Raw genomic sequence first — 20,937 nt, forward strand, 5'->3', positions numbered from 1 at the left:
ACCCGCTACGACAAGTTAGCCGTCCGCTTCCAGGCCGTCCTGACCATCACCATCATCTGCGAGTGGCTCTGACCGGCTTATGAAACACGCCCTAGTCGTGCGTGATCGAATGGCGGAGCAGACCTGGGAGTCCATATGCCCGTCAAACCGAAGTGGGAACAGCTCGCGGACCAGCTCCGCACTCAGATTCAGTCGGGAGAACTCTCGCCGGGAGACAAGTTGCCATCTACGGCACAGCTCAAGGCGGAGCATGGCGTCTCGACGACGGTGGTCCGGCAGGCCATCCTCGTGCTGCAAACGCAGGGGTGGGTAGAGGGTGTGCATGGCCTCGGCGTGTTCGTCGCCGACCGTTCGGAGTCGCGGTAGATCGCAGAGTGGCGAGATCTTGGAAGCTGAGGGCCCTTCTGGGGGCCGTTTTCTTCCAAGATCTGCGTGGAGGGTCGGGGATGGCGCAGTGCGCGAATCCCTCGCCGAGTACCACGAGCGCCTAGCACGCGATCTTGCACTCTTGGTCGGCGGAGCGCGGCCTACGCGCCGTTCTGACGGGGCAGTTAGGGCAGGCGGGCGATCTCTTCGGCGATCAGATCGTCCGCGTCGACCAGGCCCGAGGCTACGTCACGCAGCCGCTCCTGCCAGTCATGGTCGAACTCCTTGCCCTCGATCGCGGCGTTCGCAGTGGCCAGCGCGACGGCTGTCTCGGTGCTTGCCATCTGCCGTGCGAAGTACGTCCGCATCAGGTCGACGTCGAGTTGTTCGGAAGAGCCGGCGGATTCGGGCAGCACGCCGCGAGCGGCCCGCCAGGGCAGCTCGTTGCGCGCCATGGCGGACAACTCGGTCGCAGAGAACCTGCCGTACTCGCGGGCCACCCAGCGGACGGATTCGCGCTGGGAGTCGGTGAGCCGGGAGAGGGCTCCGAGGGGCCACTCCGAGACGTAGAGCTGTTGGCGGTGGTGCCGGTGGAGCAGCGGGATCACGGGGCCTTCCCGCCACGCCTCGATTGGCTCGGCGAACAGCGGCGAACCGCTGCGCGCCAAGTGCCACCCCTGGCAGTAGTAGACGAGCTTCTCGAACTTCATCGCGGTGACCCGGCCGACCTCGGCGAGTACCGCAGCGGCGACGTCGTGTGCGGTGGCCATCCGGCGAAACCTTCCATCGGACCTGCTCAGAGAGTACCGATGATCCGGGCGCACCCCGAGACTCCATGACGACGGCCGGCGGCTCCCGCCCGGGAACTGCCAGCCGCCACCCTCTCAGCGGTGCCCGTTGCCCGGCCGCCCCCACGGCCCGGTGATCGCGAACACGTACCCCGGCGACTGGATGTTGGCGAACAGCGTCCTCCCGTCCGCGCTGAACGTCGGCCCGGTGAACTCGCTGTCGTTCAGTTCGTTGCGCGCCAGCGGGTACGCCTTGCCCTGCTCGGTGACGCCGACCAGGTGCGACACGCCCTCGCCGTCCTCGGCCAGGATCACCCCGCCGTACGGCGAGACGGTGATGTTGTCCGGCCCGTCGTAGTTGCCGTGGTCGGCCTCCGGGTCGGTGTTCACCCCGAAGATGGTCTTCAGCGTGACGGTCTGCCGGCGCGGGTCGTAGAACCACACCTGCCCGTCGTGCTCGTTGGCGCTGCCGTCGTCGTGCCGCGCGTAGCTCGCCACGAAGTACGCGCCGCCGTCGCCCCACCAGGCACCCTCCAGCTTGCGGCTGCGGGTCACCTCGGCGTCGGTGAACTGCTTGCGTACCGACACGGTGCGGGCGTCCCGGTCGGGCACCTCCACCCACTCGACGCGGTAGCGGGTGCCCGGGGTGGTGGCCTCGGACAGGTCGGCCACGTGCGTGTCGCCGCGCAGGCAGCGCATCGCGGCGAGGCTGCCGGCGGTGCCGCCGTCGGGCCGCTGGGCCAGCGCCCGCAGCGCGCCCTTGCCGGCCCGGAAACCGGGCGGCGGCGTCCACCGGAAGTACAGGCCGTTCGGCCCGCTCGCGTCCTCGGTCAGGTAGATCGAGTGGGTGTACGGGTCGACGGCGACCGCCTCGTGGGAGTACCGCCCGAGGAACGTCAGCGGCACCGGGTCGGTGTTGGCGGACCGGTCGTGCGGGTCGACCTCGAAGACGTACCCGTGGTCCTTGAGGTATCGCCCACCGGCCCGCTGCTCGGTCTCCTCGCAGGTCAGCCACGTGCCCCACGGGGTGATGCCACCGGCGCAGTTGTTGTGCGTGCCGGCGACGCTCACGTACTCGCGCAGCCGCCGCCCGTGCCGGTCCACCTCGATGGTGGTGGTGCCGCCGCGGGCGCCCGGGTCGTAGGTGAGACCGGGCAGCGCCGGCACCGGGTACGGCTCGTCGCCGCCGATCTCGTGGTTGTTCACCAGCACCGAGCCGTGCGGGCCGCGGAAGCAGCCGGTGCCGTCCGCGTCGCTCGGCGTGGGCTGCCCGGACTCCAGCAGCGTCGCACCCGCCCGCGCGACGACCGTGTACGAGAACCCGGGCGGCAGCGCCAGCAGGCCGGCCGGGTCCGGCACCAGGTCGCCGTAGCCGACGGCGGGGCGGCACGCGGGCCGGGCCGCCGCCGGTCCGGCGATCGCCTCCAGACTGCCGGCCACCACGATGCCGAGTCCGCCGGCCACGCCGCCGCGCAGCAGGGACCGCCGGGGGAGAGGTGAGGAGGTCACGTCGTCGCCTTCCTGTGCGCACGGATGCCTGAGGGAAGGCAAGCCGGGCCGGGGGAACGGCGGGCGGCGCGGCCGTCCGCCGCCGGGTGAACAGTGGACGAATCCCCGGTGCGGAGCGCCACGTGCCGCCGTGGCGCGCGTCCGTTAGGGTTCCCTCGATCGCAAACGTCGGAGGGCGGACGGTGGGCAGACTCGCGGCGGCGTACCGGCAGGCGGTCGATCGGCATCGACGGGCGGTGCGGCACTGGGAGGCGGCCCGGCGGCTGCTCGGCGCCGCCGGCCCGGCGCCCGTGGGGAGCCCCGAGCTGGTCGCGCGGCTGGCCCGCCTCGGCGGTGAGCTGGCCGCCGCGGTGCCTGGCACCGCCCGCGTCGCGACCCACCCCGTTCCGGTACGCCTCGGCGCGGCGACCACAGTCGACGGCACGTTCCCAGTGCTCGTGCCGGTGGGGGCGGGCGCGCACCTGGCGGTCGACGTGGACGCCCGTGACCCGCGCGTCGGCGAGCTGCTGCGTGCGGTGGTGGTACGGCTGCTGACCGCCGCCCCGGCCGGCGCGATCCGGGTGGCCGGCATCGACCAGGCCGCCTTCGGCGCGGCGTTCCTGCCGCTGCGCCCGCTGCAGGACGCCGGGGTGCTCGCCGCGGCGGCCACCACCGAGGCGGAGACGACAGCCCTGCTCGACCTGGCCGAGCGGCACGCGCGTACCGCCCAGCGATCCGCGCCGGAGGACCGCGAACTGCTCGTGGTGGTCGCCGCGTCCGCGCCGCCGCCCCGGGAGCTGGCCCGGCTGGCGGCGCTCACCCACGCCGGACCGGCCGCCGCCGTCTGCGTGCTGCTCGCCGGCCACCCGCCGGCCGGGCCGACCGCCGCGCCGCCGCTCGGCGCCACCACCCAGCTTCGCGTCACCGAGCGCTACACCCTCGTCGGAGACCCGCCCGGCCGCCCGTTCAGCGCCGACGGCAGCGGGCTGGCCGCACCGGTGGTGCTCGACGGCGACCCGTCGCACGCCACTGTGACCGCGCTGGCCCGCCGGTACGCCGAGGCCGCCGGCCAGGACGGCGTCACGTTCGCCGACCTGCTGCCCGCGCAGCGCTGGGCCGGGTCCGCCGCCTCCGGGCTGCGTACCGTGCTCGGCCGGGCCGGCCGCCGGCCGCTGACTGTGGCGTTCGACGACGCCACCCCGCACTGGCTTGTCGGCGGGCGCACCGGCGCCGGCAAGACGGTCCTGCTGCTCGACGTGCTCTACGGGCTGGCCGCCCGCTACTCCCCGGCCGAGCTGCGGCTGATGCTGCTCGACTTCAAGGAGGGCGTCAGCTTCACCGAGTTCGTGCCCACCGACCGCGACCCGTCCTGGCTGCCGCACGCCGACGCGGTGGGCATCGAGTCGGACCGCGAGTACGGCGTGGCGGTGCTGCGCGAGCTGCGCGCCGAACTGGGCCGCCGCGCCGACCTGCTCAAGCGGCACGGCGTCAGCCGGCTCGCCGACGTGCCGCCCAACGCCCGGCCGCCCCGGATCGTCACGGTGGTCGACGAGTTCCACGTGCTGTTCGCCGGCAACGACGCGCTGGCCCGGCAGGCGGTCGACCTGATCGAGGAGCTGGCCCGCAAGGGCCGCTCGTACGGCCTGCACCTGGTCCTGGCGAGCCAGAGCACCACCGGCGTCGAGGCGCTCTACGGCCGGGCCGAGGCGATCTTCGGGCAGTTCCCGCTGCGGATCGCGCTGCCAGGCGGCGACGCCGTGCTGGACCCGCGCAACGACGCCGCGCGCGGGCTCACCGTCGGCGTCGCGGTGGTGAACACCGGCGCGGGCGCGCCCGGCGCGGACGTCGAGGTGCGGTTCCCGGACGCGCACGCCGCCTCGGCCGACCTGGCGGCGCTGCGCCACGAGCTGCACGCCGCCCGCCCGGCCGGTTCGCGCCCGCCGGCCGTCTTCCGGGGGCACGAGACGCCCCGGCTCACCGACGACCCCGCCTGGGCGGCGCTGACGCCCGGCGCCGACCCGCCGTACGCGCTCGTCGGCCGCGTGGTCGACGTGGCCGGCAGCCCGGCGGGGTTCGCGCTCGACGCCAGTCCGGGCCGGCACCTGGCGGTGGTCGGCACCGCCGCGGCCGGCGCCGACGTGCTCCGCTCGGCCGCCCTGTCCCTGGCCCGCCAGCACGCCCCCGGCACCGCCCGGTTCCTGTTCGCGCCGCTGGCGCCGGGCACCACCGACGCCGCCGACGACCTGGCCATGACGCTCGCCGCCGCCGGGCACCCGGTCCGGCGCCTCGACGCCGCCGCGCTGCGCGCCCAGCTCGCCGAGACCGCCTCCGGCGACGCCCCGGCGGCCGGGCGCACCTACCTGGTGGTGTTCGGGATGGACGCCGCCGCCACGACGCTCGCCGCCTCCGACCCGGCCACGTTCCGATCCGGGTACGACGACCTGCGCGCCGTGCTGCGCCAGGGGCCCGCGCGCGGTGTGCACGTGCTCGGCTGGTGGCGCGGGCTGCGCCGGCTCGCCGACGACCTGGGCGGCAGCGGGCACCGTGACGACGTGACCGGCCTTGTCGCGCTGAACGTGCCCGCCGCCGACCTGGGCCTGCACCTCGGCGCGCACGACCTGGCGTACGTCCCGCGCGAGGGCCGCGCCCTGCTCGTCGACCGGCACGAGCACCGCACCGCGCTGATCGTGCCGTTCGCCGCCGGGGGAGAGGTCACCCCGTGAGCGCGAGGAGTGAGCCGGGTTTGCGAGCCCCGCAGTCGCGAACGGAAGACGGCCTTGTGAGCGCGAGGAGTGAGCCGGGTTTGCGAGCCCCGCAGTCGCGAACGAAAGACATCACATGAGCGGATTCGACGAGTACGCGGCGCTGCTGCGGGAGCTGTCCACCCGGCAGCGGGGCGGGGAGCGGGAGATCGCCGCCGAGGCGGAGCGCCGCCGTGGCCTCCAGGCCGCTGTCGACTCGCTCGGGCAGCGGCTCTCCGCCCAGGGGCAGCACCTGGATCGGCTCGGGCAGGCGATCGGCGTGCCGATGACCTCGGTCCCGGCCGAGGCGCCGGTGCCGGCGGCGGTGGCCGCAGGGGGAGCGCCGGATCCCGCGCCCGTTCCGGGGGACGGGGTGACCGGCGGCGCAGCCGACGCCCCGGGGCGGCCGGAGGTCGGGGCGTACCCCTCGGGTGGTGTGCCCGCGCCGCGAGCGGGTGACCCGGCGGCGGAGCTGGCGGCGGCGGGCCGGCTCGCCGAGGAGGCCGACGGGTACGGCCGGCAGGCCGACGCGCTGGCCCGCACGCCGGTGCTGCTGCCCACCTGGTCCGCGCCAGCTCGGGCGGTGGTGGTGTACGCGGGCTGCGCGCTCGTCGGCTCGCTGCTGATGCTGATCGCGATCATCGGTTCGTCGCTGCCGGTGGCCGGGCTGGACCTGGTGGCGGCGCTGTCCTGCGCGGGCGTTCCGTTGATGTCCTTCGTGGCCGGTCAGGTGGTACTCGCCCGCTGGGGCCGCCCGGCGGTGGAGGGCGACGCGCCGCCCGGGCGGTACGTGCCGCTCGGTTTCGTGATCTGCGCCCTGGTCTCCCCGTCCTTCTTCTGCCTCTATCTCCTCCTCTTCCGCCTCCTCCGCTGACCTTCTACCCGCTCCGTCGATCATGGAGTTTCGGCCCCGGGGGCGCGGCAATTGTGGCTTTCGGGCGGGCGGAAAGTGCAAGATCGCGAAGGCGGTGGGGTGGGGCGGGGCGGTAGGCTCGCGGGGTCGGTGAGCTGGGGGAGGGCGTGTGAGCGCGGCGGAGATCATCGCCAGGCTGGCGGCGGCGGCACAGAAGCTGGACGAGGCCAAGGCGCGCACCGCCGCCGCCGCGCAGGACGCGGCCGAGGCGCGGGCGCTGGTGGCGGGCGCGCTGGAGGGGGCCACGGCGGGGCCGCTTATCGGCGCCATCGACTCCTACCGGCAGGCGCTGGCGCAGGCCGCGCAGGGCGGGGAGCCGGCCCGGCAGCACGTGCAGGAGACAATCGCGAAGGTCCAGGCGCTGGGCAACTGAGCCCGGCCCGGCATGCCGGTTTGCGCGCAGGGCGCGACAAGGGTTACCGACGCGTAACTTTTCATTGACGTGCGTGAAATCGGACACGCATCATCGTGTCCACGATCGATCGGATCCCACCCGTCCCCCCGGGTACGCCCGGGTGCCTCCCCCCGGAGGTGCAGCCCATGCTGCTCCGAACGATCCTGGCCGCCACCACCGCCGCCACCGTCCTGCTCGTCCCGGCCGCCGCCCAGGCCGCCACCGCCGAACCCGCCGCCCCGTCGAACGCGGCCACCGTCGCCACCGCCGCGCAACGGGCCGCCGCCGCTGCCGCCGACCCGGTGATCGTGGTCGGCGGCCTGAGTGGAATCTCCATCGCGTACGAGCCGATCGCCGCCCGGCTGCGCGCCGACGGCTACCGGGTCTCGATCTTCCAGTTGCCGAACCTCGGTCTCGGCGACATCCGCGAGTCCGCCCGGACGTTGTCGTCCTACGTGGACCGGGTGCGCGCCAGCACCGGCGCGGCCCGTGTCGACCTGGTCGGCCACTCCGAGGGTGGCCTGGTCAGCCGCTGGTACGTCAAGTACCTCGGCGGCGCGGCCACCGTCGACCAGTACGTCAGCCTGGGCAGCCCGCAGTACGGCACCTACGTCGCCAACCTGGTCGCCGTCCTCGGGCTGGGCAGCTGCGCCGGGGTGATCGCCTGCCAGCAGATGACCATCGGGTCGAGCTTCCTCGCCGACCTCAACGCCGGGGACGACACCCCCGGCCCGGTGCGCTGGGCAACGGTGCGCACGTGGCAGGACGAACTGGTCCGGCCGGTCGACAACGCCGTGCTCGCCGACGGCGCGACGAACATCCTGGTGCAGGCGTGGTGCCCGCTGCGGGTCGTCGGCCACCTCGGGCTGGTGCTGGACGGCACCACCTACACGGCGGTGCGCCAGGTGCTCGCCGGTGCCCCGGTCCAGCCGAACTGCTTCGCGGTCTGAGCCACGTGCCGGGCCCGCCGTTCGCGCGCGGGTCCGGCACGTCCCGCCGTTCGCGCGCGGGCCCGGCATGTCCCGCCGGGCGTCGGCGCGGGCGGAACCCGGCCCGGGCCGGTCGCTCAGCCCGCGTCCCGTCCCGTGATCAGGTCGGCGGCCCGCCAGGCCAGCGCGGTCACCGGGGCGCTGGTCCAGCCGGCCACCATCACCGGCAGCACCGACGCGTCGACCACCCGCAGCCCGTCCACGCCGCGTACCCGCAACTCCGGGTCGACCACGTGGTCGTCGCCGGCGCCCATCGCGCAGGTGCCGATCGCGTGGTAACCGCAGTAGCCGCGCGCCACGGCCGCCTCGACGATCTCCGCGTCGGTGGTGGTCGCCGCTCCGGGCACCGTCTCGGCCTGGATCCGCCGCGCGATCGGCCCGGTGCGGAAGAACTCCCGCATCCGGCGGAACAGATCCACCGCCACCCGCTGGTCGTGCTCGGTGGCGAGGTAGTTCGCCACGATGCCCGGCGGCGTACGCGGGTCCGCGTCGGTGATCGTCAGGCTGCCCTCGCTGTCCGGCCGGGTGACAGTGCCCAGGCACATCACGCCCGGCTCCCGTTCGAGTTCCAGCGCCCTGCCGGGCCGCGGCGGGGCGGCCGAGAACGGCGCCATCAGCAGGTGCGCGTCCGGGCGGTCCAGATCCGGGCGGGACTTGAGATGGGCGGCCACGTCCAGCACCGGCAGGGCGAGCGGCCCGCCCCGGGTGAGCAGCCAGCGCAGCGTCGCCCGGGCCTGCCCGAGCGGGCTGCCGATGGTCATGTTGTGGCCGCCGGGCTCGGCGAGGCGGTGTTGAAGCACCATCGACCGGTGCTCGCGCAGCCCCGCGCCGACCCGGGGCCGGTCGAGCAGCACCGGCACCCCGGCGGCGCGCAGCGTGTCCGCCGGGCCGATGCCGGAGACCTGCAACAGGTGCGGGGTGGCCAGGGCGCCCGCGGCGAGGATCACCTCACCCGCCGCCCGGTGCTCGGCCTCCCGGCCGCCGTGCGCCACCCGTACGCCTGTGGCCCGGCCGCCCTCGACGAGCACCCGCAGGGCGACGGCGCCGACCTCGACGGTCAGGTTGGGCCGGCGCCGGACCGGGTGCAGGAACGCGTCGGCGGCGCTGACCCGGCGTCCACCGTGGATGGTGGCGGTGGGGTAGCCGATCCGCTCGTCGTCGTGGGCGTCCAGGTCGTCGGCGTGGCGCCAGCCCAGCTCGGCGCCGGTGGCCACCATCTCCTCGGCGAGCGGGTCGGTGCCGGTGGCGACGGACAGCCGCACCGGGCCGCCCGTGCCCCGGTGCGGCGCGGGCCCGAGGGGGTGGTCCTCCAACCGCTGGAACACGGGCCGCATGGTCGACCAGCCCCAGCCCAGCGGTTCGAGGGCGTCCCAGTCCCGGGCCGCGCCGCGGCTCCAGATCATGCCGTTCACCGACGTCGAGCCGCCGACCATCCGCCCGCGCTGCCAGATCTCCCGGCGGCCCGGCCCGGTGGTGGCCGGGTAGTGCCAGGCGGTGCGCTCGTCGTCCATCAGCCGGGAGAACGCCTTCGGTACGCGCACGTACGGGCTGCGGTCCCAGCCGCCCGCCTCCAGCAGCAGCACCCGGGTGCCCGGATCCTCGGTGAGCCGGTTGGCCAGCACGCACCCCGCCGCCCCGGCGCCCACGATGACGTAGTCGAACTCCTCCACAGCGGACCCCCACTCGCGAGAATCCTTCTGACGGTAGTTGTTCGATCACATTCCGCGAAAGGGGCCGGTCGGGGGAGGTGAGTGACCCGCTCAGGCGGCCTTTGCCAGCGCCTCGAACTCGTCGTCGGTCAGCACCACCTCGGCCGCCGCCACGTTCTCCTCCAGGTGCGCCACCGACGACGTGCCCGGAATCGGCAGCATCACCGGCGACCGGCGCAGCAACCAGGCCAGCGCGAGTTGCGCCGGGGTGGCGCCGTGCGCGGTCGAGATCGCGTCGAGCGGGCCGCCGGGCCGGGCCAGGCTGCCGGTGGCGATCGGGAACCACGGGATGAACGCCAGGTCGTGGCGCTCGCAGTGCTCCAGCACGTCCTCCGCGCTGCGGTCGGCCAGGTTGTAGAGGTTCTGCACGGACACGATCGGCGCGATCGCCTGTGCCGCCTCGATCTCCTCGACACTGACCTGGGACAGCCCGATGTGCCGGATCTTGCCCTCCTGCCGCAGCAGCGCCAGCTCGCCGAGCTGGTCGGCCAGCGGGACCTTCGCGTCGATGCGGTGCAGCTGGTAGAGCGGGATGCAGCCCAGGCCCAGGTGGCGCAGGCTCAGCTCGCACTGCTGGCGCAGGTACTCCGGGCGGCCCACCGGCCGCCAGTCGTCCGGGCCGGAGCGGGTCAGCCCGGCCTTCGTCGCGATGACCAGGTCGTCGGCGTACGGGTGCAGCGCCTCGCGGATCAGCAGCTCGCTGACGAACGGCCCGTACGAGTCGGCGGTGTCGATGAACGTGACGCCCATCTCGTACGCGCGGCGCAGCACCCGTACCGCCTCGGCCGGATCCTTCGGGTCACCCCACACCCCCGGACCGGTGAGCTGCATCGCCCCGTAGCCGAGGCGGTCGACCGGCAGGTCGCCACCGATCCGGTAGGTACCCGACGCCTTGGCGGGCTGGGTGCTGGTGGCCATTCGTGCTCCTCCTGTGCTCGTTCTGTGCTCGTTCGTGCCTCGCGGGGTGGTGCTGCGCCCCGACCCCTGGACATTCCCCGAATCGGGGCGGCGAAGCACTGGCAGTTGCGCCGAGCTGCCCCGGCACGCCGGGCCGCCGTGGCAGGCTGGGCGGAACGGTGGTCAGGAGGTGCGCATGGCCGCGACGCCACGGCTCGACTTCGCGCTCGACACATACGAGTGCATCGTGCTCTACCCGGGGCCCTCGGGGCGGGCCCTGCCGGACGAGACCGTGCAGCGGTTGCAGGCCGAGCACCTTCAGCACATGCGGGCGCTGCAGCGGCGCGGCATCGTGCTCGTGGACGGGTCGGTGGACGGCCCGGCCCGGGAACCCGACCCGCCGATCGGCTTCGGCCTGGCCCGGACCGGCTCGGTGGACGACGTCCGCAGCGTCATGGAGGCCGACCCGGCGGTGCAGGCCGGGCTCTACCGCGTCGAGGTGCTCACCTTCCTGTGCCCGGCCGGCTCGCTGGAGTTCCCGCTGGTCAAGACGGAGAGCTGAGGCTCCGCGCGCGTACCTTCGACGGCCCGCCGGCCGGCGCGTACCCCCGGCCCGCCCACGGCCCCAGCGGCCGGGCACGGCCGTGCCACAGTGCCCCCGGCCGGCCGGTGACGGGGAGCGGTACGATTTCTCACCGCGCGGTCGCTGATGCCCGCCACACGACGTTCCGGTGCGGTACGCCTACGCCCGCCCAGCGGTTGACGCGCGTCGTTGGACAGATGTTCCACAGTCCGCAAGGGGTCGGCCGGGAGGCCGACCCGGAGGAGAGACTAGCCTGATGGGCGTGACACGCCGCGCGAAGATCGTCTGCACCCTCGGCCCCGCAACCGCGTCCCCGGAGCGTATCCGCGGCCTCGTCGAAGCGGGCATGAACGTGGCGAGGCTCAACTTCAGCCACGGCAGTCACGCCGACCACGAGTCGGTCTACCGGCTGGTCCGCGAGGCGGCCGAGGCGGCCGGCAAGCCGGTCGCGGTGCTCGCCGACCTCCAGGGCCCCAAGATCCGCCTGGGCCGGTTCGCCGACGGACCGCACGAGTGGCGCACCGGCGACTCGGTGGTGATCACCGGGGACGAGGTGGAGGGCACCAAGGAGCGGGTCTCCTGCACCTACCGCAAGCTGCCCCAGGAGGTGAAGCCGGGCGACCGGCTGCTGATCGACGACGGCCGGGTCGCGGTCGAGGTCAGCGACGTCACCGGCAACGACATCCGGTGCCTGGTCACCGAGGGCGGCCCGGTCTCCAACAACAAGGGCGTCTCGCTGCCGAACGTCGCGGTGAGCGTCCCGGCCCTGTCCGACAAGGACGCGCAGGACCTGCGCTTCGCCCTCGGTCTCGGCGTCGACCTGGTCGCGCTCTCCTTCGTCCGCTCGCCCGACGACATCAAGCTCGTCCACTCGATCATGGACGAGGAGGGCGTGCGCCGCCCGGTCCTGGCCAAGGTCGAGAAGCCGGAGGCGGTCGACCACCTGGAGGCGATCGTGCTCGCCTTCGACGGGGTCATGGTCGCCCGCGGCGACCTCGGCGTCGAACTGCCACTGGACCAGGTGCCGCTGGTGCAGAAGCGCGCCGTGCAGCTGTGCCGGGAGAACGCCAAGCCGGTCATCGTGGCCACCCAGATGCTCGACTCGATGATCGAGAACTCGCGCCCGACCCGCGCCGAGGCGTCCGACGTGGCGAACGCGGTGCTCGACGGCGCGGACGCGGTGATGCTCTCCGGCGAGACGAGCGTCGGCAAGTACCCGGTGCTCACCGTCAGCACCATGGCCAAGATCGTCACCACCACCGAGGCGGGGTCCATCGCCGTCCCCCGGTTGCAGCACGATCCGCGTACGCACGGCGGCGCGCTCACCGTCGCCGCCTCGTCGATCGCCCGGGCCATCGGCGCCAAGGCCATGGTCGCGTTCTCGCAGACCGGTGACACCGTCAAGCGGCTGGCCCGGCTGCACTGCGACCTGCCGCTGCTGGCGTTCACGCCGGTGCCGGAGGTGCGCAACCAGCTCGCGCTGTCCTGGGGCGTGGAGACGTTCCTGATGCCGTTCGTCCAGCACACCGACGACATGTTCCGCCAGGTCGACCAGGCGCTGCTCGGCCTCAACCGGGCCAACCCGGGCGACTACGTGGTGATCGTGGCGGGCAGCCCGCCCGGCACGCCCGGCTCCACCAACACCCTGCGCGTGCACCAGCTGGGTTCGCTGGTCGACGCGGCCTCGGCACGAGCCCTCCAGTGAGCGCGAGGAGTGAGCCGGGTTTGCGAGCCCCGCAGTCGCGAACGAAGGTGACACAGTGAGTGGTGTGGCGACCGGGCAGGCGGCTGTCGACCAGCTACTGGAGGTGCTCGACCTCGCCCGTACCGGGGAGATGACCTTCCGGGGGATGAGCCCGCAGGTGGGCCCGCAGCGGGTCTACGGTGGCCAGGTCGCCGGCCAGGCCCTGGTGGCGGCCGGCCGCACCGTCGACGCGGAGCGGGCCGTGCACTCCCTGCACGGCTACTTCGTGCGCCCCGGCGACCCGGCCGAGCCGATCGAGTACCAGGTGGAGAACGTCCGCGACGGCCGCTCCTTCTCGGTGCGCCGTTCGGTGGCGTTGCAGCACGACAAGCCGATCTTCTTCATGTCGGCGTCGTTCCAGCGCCAGGAGGAGGGGCTGGACCACCATGCCCCGCTCCCGCCGGACGTGCCTGGTCCGGACGACGTGCCGACCATGACCGACCGGCTCTCCCGCTACCCGGAGCGCCTGGGCATCTGGGGGATGATCCCGCGCCCGATCGACGTGCGCTACGTCGGCGAGCCCGGCTGGGTGCGCCCCGGCGACCGCCCGGCCGAGCCGCACCAGCGGGTGTGGATGCGCCTGGACGGCAAACTGCCGGACGATCCGCTGCTGCACGCGTGCGCGCTCACGTACGCCTCCGACCTGACGCTGCTGGACTCGGTGCTCTCGGTGCACGGCGAGGTGTGGGGGCCGGGCGGCGTGGTCGGCGCGAGCCTCGACCACGCGCTGTGGTTCCACAGGTCGTTCCGCGCCGACGAGTGGTTCCTGTACGACTGCTGGAGCCCGTCCGCGTCCGGTGCGCGTGGCCTGGCCACGGGCCGGATGTTCACCACCGACGGCCGGCACATCGCCAGCGCCGTGCAGGAGGGTCTGCTGCGGCGCGTGGGCGGCTGAACGCCCGGCCCGGTGACCCGCCCGCACGGGTCGGCGGGCCAGCTCCCGGCACAGCGGACTAACCTGGCCGTATGCGTCTCTCCGCCCGGGTCGACTATGCCCTCCGCGCGGCTGCCGAGCTGGCCTCGGTAGCGGACGAGGAGGCCACCGGGCGGAGCCGGCCGGTGACCGCCGAACAGATCGCCCGCGCGCAGGACATCCCGCCGAAGTTCCTGGAGAGCATCCTGCTGCAACTGCGCCGCGGCGGCATCGTGCACGCCCAGCGTGGCCCCGAGGGCGGCTACTGGCTGGCCCGGCCGGCCGGGGAGATCTCCCTGGCCGAGGTGATCCGGGTCATCGACGGTCCGCTCGCGCACGTGCGCGGGCAGCGGCCGGAACAGCTCGGCTACCAGGGCGCGGCCCGCGCGTTGCAGGACGTCTGGATCGCGCTGCGGGCCAGCGAGCGGGAGATCCTCGATCTGGTCACCATCGCCGACGTGGCCACGGGGGCGCTGCCCGGCCGGGTCAACGAGCTGGCCGCCGACCCGCGCGCCTGGAGCTGACGGGCGCCTCCGCACGCTCCGGCACACCGTCCGGCGTCTCCTACCAACCGGATGGGGGACTTGACCCGGGGCGCCCTCGTGCCGCATTGTCGACCAAGTCGATAGGAGATACCGAAAAGTCAGGGGGCGCTCGTGCGCAAGCTGCTGGTCCTCGCCCTCGTCGGGCTCGCCGCGCAACTCGTCGACGGCGCGCTCGGCATGGCCTACGGGCTGACCTCCTCGACCCTGCTCCTGTTCGCCGGTGTCGCGCCCGCTGCCGCGTCCGCCTCGGTGCACCTGGCCGAGATCGGCACCACGCTGGCGGCGGGTGTGTCGCACTGGCGGTTCGGCAACGTCGACTGGCGGGTGGTCGGCCGTATCGCGCTCCCCGGCGCCATCGGCGCGTTCGCCGGGGCGACGTTCCTCAGCTCCATCTCCACCGAGGCGGCGGCGCCCTGGATGGCCGCCATCCTGTTCACGCTCGGCGCGTACCTGCTGGTGCGGTTCTCCCGGCCGCTGCGCGCCAACCGGGCCGCCGGCCGCTTGCGCAGCCGGTTCCTCGCCCCGCTCGGCCTGGTTGCCGGCTTCGTCGACGCCACCGGCGGCGGGGGCTGGGGCCCGGTCGCCACCCCGGCGCTGCTGGTCTCCGGCCGGATGGAACCCCGCAAGGTCATCGGCTCGGTGGACACCTCCGAGTTCGTGGTGGCCGGCGCGGCGAGCATCGGCTTCCTGATCGGCCTGGGCTCCGAGGGCTTCCTGCTGCCCACTGTTGCCGCCCTTCTGATCGGCGGCCTGATCGCCGCCCCGATCGCGGCGTGGCTGGTCCGCATCGTGCCCGCCCAGCTGCTCGGCGCCGTGATCGGCGGCGTGATCGTGCTGACCAACGCCCGCACGCTGCTGAGCGCCGGCGGCGTGGGCGGCTCGCTGCCGGTGGTGGTGTACGTGCTGCTCGGCGTCGCCTGGCTGGTCGCCGTCGGGCTGGCGGTGCGCGCGTTGCGCCGTACCCGCCGGGCCCGCGCCACTGTCGACGCCGCACTCGCCGCCACGTCGCCCGCCGAGGCGGGGGAACCCGAGCTCGCCACGTCGGCGGAGCCGGGGGAGTCCGTCAAGCCGGCGGAAGCCGTCACGCCAGCGGGAGCCGTCGAGCCGGCGGAGGTCGTCAAGCCGGTGGAGGCGGTCGAGCCGGCGGAGGCCGTGAGGCCGGGGCGGGCCGCGGAGCCGGAGGCCGCCACCGAGAGCGCCGAGGCCGCGGAGTCGCGGAAGCTCGCCGCCGCCGTCGAAGGCTGAGCCGCTCGCGGTTTCCCGGCCGCGCCTCCTCCCGGGAGGGCGCGGCCCGGGACAAAGGTCGCCGGTCGCCGGTCGCCGGTCGCCGGTCGCCGCTCCGCCAGCCGTCGCCCTGTTGACGGCCGCGCCGCCGCCCGCCGGGCGCCACCCGCGCGACCGGGGTGAAGGCGCGCGACGTCCTCGGTGGGCCCGGCGAGGGGCGGCGCTTGTGGGGGTGTCCGGCGGTGACCTAGGCTAACGAGGCGCGGAGCCTAATCACCGACGTCGATGTGTTGGCGTCGCCCCTCGCGTCAGGGCACGTATCCGCCGGTCCGGGCAGACCGGCGTCGCCGCGTGCCTGACCTCCGCGAAAGGCATTTTCCGTGCACCTCACCACCCCACGCCACCGGCTCGCGCTGCTCGCCGCGGCCTCTGCGGTCACCCTGTCGGCGGGCGCGCTCACCACGATGACGGCCGCCGCGGCGGCCGTCGCCTGCCGGGTCGACTACCGGATCACCAACCAGTGGAGCGGCGGCTTCGGCGCCGACGTGACAGTCACCAACCTCGGCGACCCGGTCAACGGCTGGACCCTCGGCTGGAGCTTCGCCGCCGGCCAGCAGGTCGTCCAGGCGTGGAACGCGACGGTCAGCCAGTCCGGCACGCAGGTGAGCGCCCGCGACGCCGGCTACAACGCGGCCCTCGGCACCGGCGGCACCGCCAACTTCGGCTTCAACGGCTCGTGGAACAACGCGTCGAATCCGGTCCCGGCCGCGTTCACGCTCAACGGCACCGCCTGCACCGGCGCGCCGTCCACCACCCCGCCGTCCACCACGCCACCGCCGACCACGCCACCACCCACCACTCCGCCGCCGACCACGCCGCCACCCACCACACCCCCGCCGACCACCCCGCCGGCCGGGGCGAAGCAGATGGAGGACCTCGACCGAGGGCTGGTCAGCGTCCGCTCCGGAAACGGGAACCTGGTCTCCTGGCGGCTGCTCGGCACCGAGATCACAGGGGTTTCGTTCAACCTCTACCGGGGCGGCACCAAGGTCAACGGAAGCCCGATCACCGGCGCCACCACGTACCTGGACAGCGGCGCGGCGGCCGGCTCGGCGTACACCGTGCGGGCCGTGGTGAACGGCGCCGAGCAGGCGGCGTCCGCCCCGGCGCTCCAGTTCGCCAACGGTTACCTGGACGTGCCGATCCAGCCGCCGCCCGGTGGCACCACCCCGGCGGGGGAGGGCTACAGCTACTCGGCGAACGACGCGAGCGTTGGCGACCTCGACGGTGACGGCCGCTACGAGTTCGTGCTCAAGTGGGACCCGTCGAACGCCAAGGACAACTCGCAGTCCGGCTACACCGGCAACGTCTACGTCGACGCGTACACGCTCACCGGCACTCGGCTGTGGCGCGTCGACCTGGGCCGCAACATCCGCGCCGGCGCCCACTACACCCAGTTCCAGGTGTACGACTACGACGGCGACGGGGACGCCGAGGTGGCCATGAAGACCGCCGACGGCACCCGCTCCGGCACCGGCCAGGTGATCGGCAACGGCTCGGCCGATTACCGCAACTCCAGCGGTTACGTGCTCGCCGGCCCGGAGTACCTGACGATGTTCGACGGCCGCACCGGCGCGGCCCTGTCCACAGTCGACTACGACCCGCCGCGCGGCACCGTCTCGTCCTGGGGCGACTCGTACGGCAACCGGGTCGACCGGTTCCTCGCCGGCACCGCGTACCTGGACGGGCAGCGTCCCTCGCTGATCATGGCGCGCGGCTACTACACCCGGGCCGTCATCGCGGCCTGGGACTTCCGCGACGGCACGCTGCGCAAGCGCTGGACGTTCGACTCGAACGCCTCCGGCAACGGTGCCGCCGCCGGCCAGGGCAACCACCAGCTCTCCGTGGCCGACGTGGACAACGACGGCCGCCAGGAAATCGTGTACGGCGCAGCCACCATCGACGACAACGGCCGGCTGCTCTACTCCACCGGCAACGGCCACGGCGACGCGCTGCACGTCGGCGACCTCGATCCGGCCCGCGCGGGCCTGGAGGTGTTCAAGGTCGACGAGGACGGCAGCAAGCCCAGCTCCTGGATGGCCGACGCGCGGACCGGGCAGATCATCTGGCAGACCGCACCGAACGGCGACAACGGCCGCGGCGTCTCCGGCGACATCTGGGCGGGCAGCCCGGGTGCGGAGTCCTGGTCGTCGGCTGTCGACGGGCTACTGAACACCAGGGGGCAGAGCGTCGGGCGTAAGCCGTCGTCGGCGAACTTCCTGATCTGGTGGGACGGCGACCCGGTCCGCGAGCTGCTCGACGCCACGAAGATCGACAAGTACGGCACCGGCGGGGAGACGCGGCTGCTCACCGGCAGCGGCGTCGCCTCGAACAACGGCACCAAGTCCACTCCGGCGCTCTCGGCCGACCTGCTCGGTGACTGGCGCGAGGAGGTGGTCTGGCGCACCTCCGACAGCACCGCGCTGCGGATCTACAGCACGCCCGTCACCACCGGCCTGCGCCTGCCGACGCTGATGCACGACCCGCAGTACCGAGTGGCAGTGGCCTGGCAGAACACCGCCTACAACCAGCCGCCGCACCCGGGCTTCCACCTGGGCGACGGCATGAGCACACCGCCCGCGCCGAACATCTACCTGCGCTGAAACGGCAGGCACCGGGTCGCCGGCCGCGGAATCCGCTCCGCCGGCGACCCGGTGCACCACACCGCAGCATTCCCGACCCGTCCCGACCGGGAATGCCGTACCACCACCGGGGACAAAGTTATGCGTCCCACGCGACGGTGCGGTGACGTGGCTATGAAGAGCGTGTTTCAGGCGTCCCGGCGCAGCCCGCCGGCCACCTTCTCGGCGATCAGCTCGAACGAGCGGATCCGGTCGGTCACGTCGTACACCATCGTGGTGAGCATCAGCTCGTCCGCGCCGGTGCGCTCCAGCAACTCACCGAGCTGCCGGGCCACCGTCTCCGGCGAGCCGGTCGCCTGGCCGTCGCGGCGCTGGGCGACGAACTCCCGCTCGAACTCCGAGTACGGGTACGCCGCCGCCTCCTCCGGCGTGACCAGTGGTTCCGGCCGCCCCGACCGCAGCTTCAGGAACGACAGCCCGGCCGGTCCGGCCAGCCACTCGGCCCGCTCGTCGGTCTCGGCGCAGACCGCGTTCACCGCCACCATCGCGTACGGCCGGTCCAGCCACTGCGACGGCCGGAAGTGCTGCCGGTAGAGCCGCAACGCGGGGATCGTGTTCTGCGAGCTGAAGTGGTGCGCGAACGAGAACGGCAATCCGAGCAGGCCGGCCAGCTGTGCGCTGAAGCCGCTGGACCCGAGCAGCCACACCTGCGGCGACTGGCCCCGCCCCGGCGTCGCGGTGATCGGGCCGGGCTCGGCGCCGGAGAAGTAGTTCATCAGGTCGGCCAGCTCACGCGGGAAGTGCTCGGCGGACAGGCCCTCCATGGTGCGGCGCAGCGCCAGCGCGGTCACCTGGTCGGTGCCCGGGGCGCGGCCGATGCCCAGGTCGATCCGGCCCGGGTGCAGCGCCTCCAGGGTGCCGAACTGCTCGGCCACCACCAGCGGCGCGTGGTTGGGCAGCATCACCCCGCCCGAGCCGAGCCGGATCGTGCTGGTGTTCGCCGCCAGGTGCGCCAGCAGCACGGCCGGCGCGGAGCTGGCGATGGCGGGCATGTTGTGGTGCTCGGCCACCCAGAACCGGCGGTAGCCCAGCTCCTCGGTGCGGCGGGCCAGCTCCGTGGTGTGCCGCAGCGCCTCACCGGCACTGCCGGTCGCCGCCACCGGGGCAAGATCAAGAACAGACATGGGTACGTCGATCACAGCGTGGTGCAACAGGCCACGTGCCGGAATTGTTCCGCCGGGTGCGCTACCCCATACCCCGGGCCTGCTCGAAGATCAGGCTGGTCTGCGTGTGCTGCACCGCCGGGTCGACTGCGAGATGATCGAGGACGAAGTCCCGCAGGGCGTCCCCGGAGGCCGCCCGTACGTGCAGCACGTAGTCGTCCGCGCCGGCCACGTGGAACACCGACACCACCCCCGGCAGCCGTACCGAACGGGCCCGGAACGCGTCCACGGCGGCCCGCTCGTGCGCGGTCAGCCGCACCGAGACCAGCGCCTGCAACGGCAGGCCCACCGCAGCCGGGTCCACCTCCGCGTGGAACCCGCGGATCGCCCCGCACTCGCGCAGCGCCCGGGTGCGGGTCAGGCACGTCGACGGCGCCACCCCCACCCGCTCGGCCAGCGCGTTGTTCGGCAGCCGGCCGTCGGCCGCCAGCTCGGTGAGGATCGCGCGGTCGGTGTCGTCCAGGCCGGCGAACGGCCGTAGATCATTCGGTGCGGCAGGCATGTGACCATCCTTCACCGAATCACTCCCGGGCGAAAGCGTGATCGTCAGAATCTTCTTCGCTGGTATTGCCTTGTGCCGTCGTCATGTTCGACGCTTCCGGCATGACTTCCGTGGACACCGCAGCCGTACACGCCGGGCGCGCCGACCTCGCCGGGCTCGGCGTCCACGTCCCGCCGATCGACCTGTCCACCACCAACCCGCTGCCCTCGGTCGCGGGCGGCGGCGACGACTACGAGACACTCGCCACCGGCGGCACCCTCCCGGCCGGCGGCAGCGCCGTCTACCAGCGCCTCTGGAACCCCACTGTGGCCCGGTTCGAGACCGCGCTCGCCCAGCTCGAAGGCACCGCCGAGGCGGTCGCGTTCGCCAGCGGCATGGCCGCGCTCACCGCCACCCTGCTCGCCGCCACCCGCGACGGCAAGCGGCACGTCGTCGCCGTCCGCCCCCTCTACGGCGGCACCGACCACGTCCTCGCCACCGGCCTGCTCGGCACGGAGGTCACCTGGGCCACCACCGCCGACGTGGCCGCCGCGATCCGGCCCGACACCGCAGTGGTCGTGGTCGAGACCCCGGCGAACCCCAGCCTCGACCTGGTCGACATCGCCGCGCTCGCCGCCGCCGCCGGTGACGTCCCGCTGCTCGTCGACAACACCGTCGCCACCCCGGTGCTCCAACAGCCCGCCCGCCACGGCGCCGCGCTCGTGCTGCACAGCGCCACCAAGAGCATCGGCGGCCACGGCGACGTCCTCGCCGGCGTCGTCGCCTGCGCACCGGAGTGGGCCGCCCGGCTGCGCCAGGTCCGCGCCGTCACCGGTGCCGTCCTGCACCCGCTCGGCGCGTACCTGCTGCACCGCGGTATCCAGACCCTCCCGCTGCGCGTCCGCGCACAGCAGGCCGGCGCGGAGAAGCTCGCCGCCTGGCTCGCCGGGCACCCCGCCGTCGAGCGCGTCCACCACCCGTCGCTGCACGACCCGGCCGGGCTGGTCGGCCGGCAGATGTCCGGCACCGGCAGCCTGCTCGCCTTCGAGGTACGCGGCGGTGCTCCCGCCGCGGCCGAGGTCGCCGGCGCCTGCGAGCTGATCACCCACGCGGTGTCGCTCGGCGGCGTCGACACGCTGATCCAGCACCCGGCCTCGCTCACCCACCGGCCGGTCGAGGGCGACGCGAAGCCCTGCGGCGGGCTGCTGCGCGTCTCGGTGGGCCTGGAGGACCCGGAGGACCTGCGGGCGGACCTCGCGCGGGCACTGTCGCGGATCTGACGTCGCCCGGCAGAGCG

General features: G+C 73.9%; 17 protein-coding genes and 1 pseudogene. 12 read left to right on the forward strand and 6 right to left on the reverse strand.

Annotated features, from left to right (window positions below; translation table 11 throughout):
• The first annotated feature begins 135 nt into the window (after positions 1–135).
• Entirely contained in the window at positions 136–366 is a 231-nt protein-coding gene (locus tag AB0C17_RS05635) for a winged helix-turn-helix domain-containing protein (protein WP_357469472.1), read from the forward strand.
• Between the two features lie 185 nt (positions 367–551).
• On the opposite strand, the gene AB0C17_RS05640 is transcribed toward AB0C17_RS05635, so the two are convergent.
• Both AB0C17_RS05640 and AB0C17_RS05645 read right to left on the reverse strand, forming a co-directional pair.
• A complete protein-coding gene (locus AB0C17_RS05640; RefSeq protein ID WP_357469469.1) occupies positions 552–1,136 on the reverse strand; it encodes a type II toxin-antitoxin system antitoxin SocA domain-containing protein in 585 nt (194 codons plus the stop codon).
• 114 nt (positions 1,137–1,250) lie between these two features.
• Entirely contained in the window at positions 1,251–2,663 is a 1,413-nt protein-coding gene (locus tag AB0C17_RS05645; RefSeq protein WP_357469466.1) for an alkaline phosphatase PhoX, read from the reverse strand.
• Positions 2,664–2,845: 182 nt separating this feature from the next.
• On the opposite strand from AB0C17_RS05645, the gene AB0C17_RS05650 reads away from it, so the two are divergent.
• From AB0C17_RS05650 to AB0C17_RS05665, 4 genes are all read left to right on the forward strand, one after another.
• Positions 2,846–5,365, forward strand: a complete 2,520-nt coding sequence (locus AB0C17_RS05650; RefSeq protein ID WP_357476828.1) for an FtsK/SpoIIIE domain-containing protein — start codon at positions 2,846–2,848, stop codon at positions 5,363–5,365.
• 115 nt (positions 5,366–5,480) lie between these two features.
• Complete coding sequence (locus AB0C17_RS05655; RefSeq protein ID WP_357380909.1) at positions 5,481–6,257, forward strand: hypothetical protein; 777 nt, start codon at positions 5,481–5,483, stop codon at positions 6,255–6,257.
• Positions 6,258–6,405: 148 nt separating this feature from the next.
• Positions 6,406–6,669, forward strand: a complete 264-nt coding sequence (locus tag AB0C17_RS05660; RefSeq protein ID WP_073830945.1) for a DUF6244 family protein — start codon at positions 6,406–6,408, stop codon at positions 6,667–6,669.
• Between the two features lie 167 nt (positions 6,670–6,836).
• Positions 6,837–7,640 (forward strand): alpha/beta fold hydrolase, encoded by an 804-nt coding sequence (locus AB0C17_RS05665; protein WP_357469460.1) that lies wholly within the window; start codon positions 6,837–6,839, stop codon positions 7,638–7,640.
• Positions 7,641–7,756: 116 nt separating this feature from the next.
• Here AB0C17_RS05665 and AB0C17_RS05670 read toward each other — a convergent pair whose 3' ends face one another.
• Entirely contained in the window at positions 7,757–9,349 is a 1,593-nt protein-coding gene (locus tag AB0C17_RS05670) for a GMC family oxidoreductase N-terminal domain-containing protein (RefSeq protein WP_357476831.1), read from the reverse strand.
• Between the two features lie 90 nt (positions 9,350–9,439).
• Positions 9,440–10,306 carry an aldo/keto reductase gene (locus tag AB0C17_RS05675; protein ID WP_357476833.1) on the reverse strand — a complete coding sequence of 289 codons (867 nt, stop codon included), beginning with the start codon at positions 10,304–10,306 and terminating at the stop codon, positions 9,440–9,442.
• Positions 10,307–10,481: 175 nt separating this feature from the next.
• On the opposite strand from AB0C17_RS05675, the gene AB0C17_RS05680 reads away from it, so the two are divergent.
• The 6 genes and pseudogenes from AB0C17_RS05680 to AB0C17_RS05705 all read left to right on the forward strand — a co-directional run bounded on the left by AB0C17_RS05680 (position 10,482) and on the right by AB0C17_RS05705 (position 17,957).
• Positions 10,482–10,847: a YciI family protein gene (locus tag AB0C17_RS05680; RefSeq protein ID WP_013287532.1), complete on the forward strand. Its 366-nt coding sequence runs from the start codon at positions 10,482–10,484 to the stop codon at positions 10,845–10,847.
• A gap of 277 nt (positions 10,848–11,124) precedes the next feature.
• Positions 11,125–12,573 (forward strand): pyruvate kinase, encoded by a 1,449-nt coding sequence (gene pyk / locus AB0C17_RS05685; RefSeq protein WP_357469450.1) that lies wholly within the window; start codon positions 11,125–11,127, stop codon positions 12,571–12,573.
• A 64-nt stretch (positions 12,574–12,637) separates the two neighbouring features.
• A complete protein-coding gene (locus tag AB0C17_RS05690; protein ID WP_013287530.1) occupies positions 12,638–13,507 on the forward strand; it encodes an acyl-CoA thioesterase II in 870 nt (289 codons plus the stop codon).
• Between the two features lie 71 nt (positions 13,508–13,578).
• A complete protein-coding gene (locus AB0C17_RS05695) occupies positions 13,579–14,049 on the forward strand; it encodes an Rrf2 family transcriptional regulator (RefSeq protein WP_357380921.1) in 471 nt (156 codons plus the stop codon).
• A gap of 132 nt (positions 14,050–14,181) precedes the next feature.
• Positions 14,182–15,066, forward strand: a pseudogene (locus AB0C17_RS05700) (sulfite exporter TauE/SafE family protein); the annotation flags it as partial.
• 608 nt (positions 15,067–15,674) lie between these two features.
• On the forward strand, positions 15,675–17,957 hold the full coding sequence (locus AB0C17_RS05705; protein WP_357476836.1) for a cellulose binding domain-containing protein: 2,283 nt from the start codon (positions 15,675–15,677) through the stop codon (positions 17,955–17,957).
• Positions 17,958–18,124: 167 nt separating this feature from the next.
• Here AB0C17_RS05705 and AB0C17_RS05710 read toward each other — a convergent pair whose 3' ends face one another.
• Entirely contained in the window at positions 18,125–19,120 is a 996-nt protein-coding gene (locus tag AB0C17_RS05710; RefSeq protein ID WP_357380925.1) for an LLM class flavin-dependent oxidoreductase, read from the reverse strand.
• 61 nt (positions 19,121–19,181) lie between these two features.
• Positions 19,182–19,661, reverse strand: a complete 480-nt coding sequence (locus AB0C17_RS05715; protein WP_357380927.1) for an Lrp/AsnC family transcriptional regulator — start codon at positions 19,659–19,661, stop codon at positions 19,182–19,184.
• An 83-nt stretch (positions 19,662–19,744) separates the two neighbouring features.
• Here AB0C17_RS05715 and AB0C17_RS05720 point away from each other — a divergent pair, with 83 nt between their 5' ends.
• Positions 19,745–20,920 carry a PLP-dependent aspartate aminotransferase family protein gene (locus AB0C17_RS05720; RefSeq protein ID WP_357380929.1) on the forward strand — a complete coding sequence of 392 codons (1,176 nt, stop codon included), beginning with the start codon at positions 19,745–19,747 and terminating at the stop codon, positions 20,918–20,920.
• Positions 20,921–20,937 lie beyond the last annotated feature (17 nt).

The sequence above is a fragment of the Micromonospora sp. NPDC048887 genome, assembly GCF_040649715.1.
In the GTDB taxonomy this organism is placed as follows: domain Bacteria; phylum Actinomycetota; class Actinomycetes; order Mycobacteriales; family Micromonosporaceae; genus Micromonospora.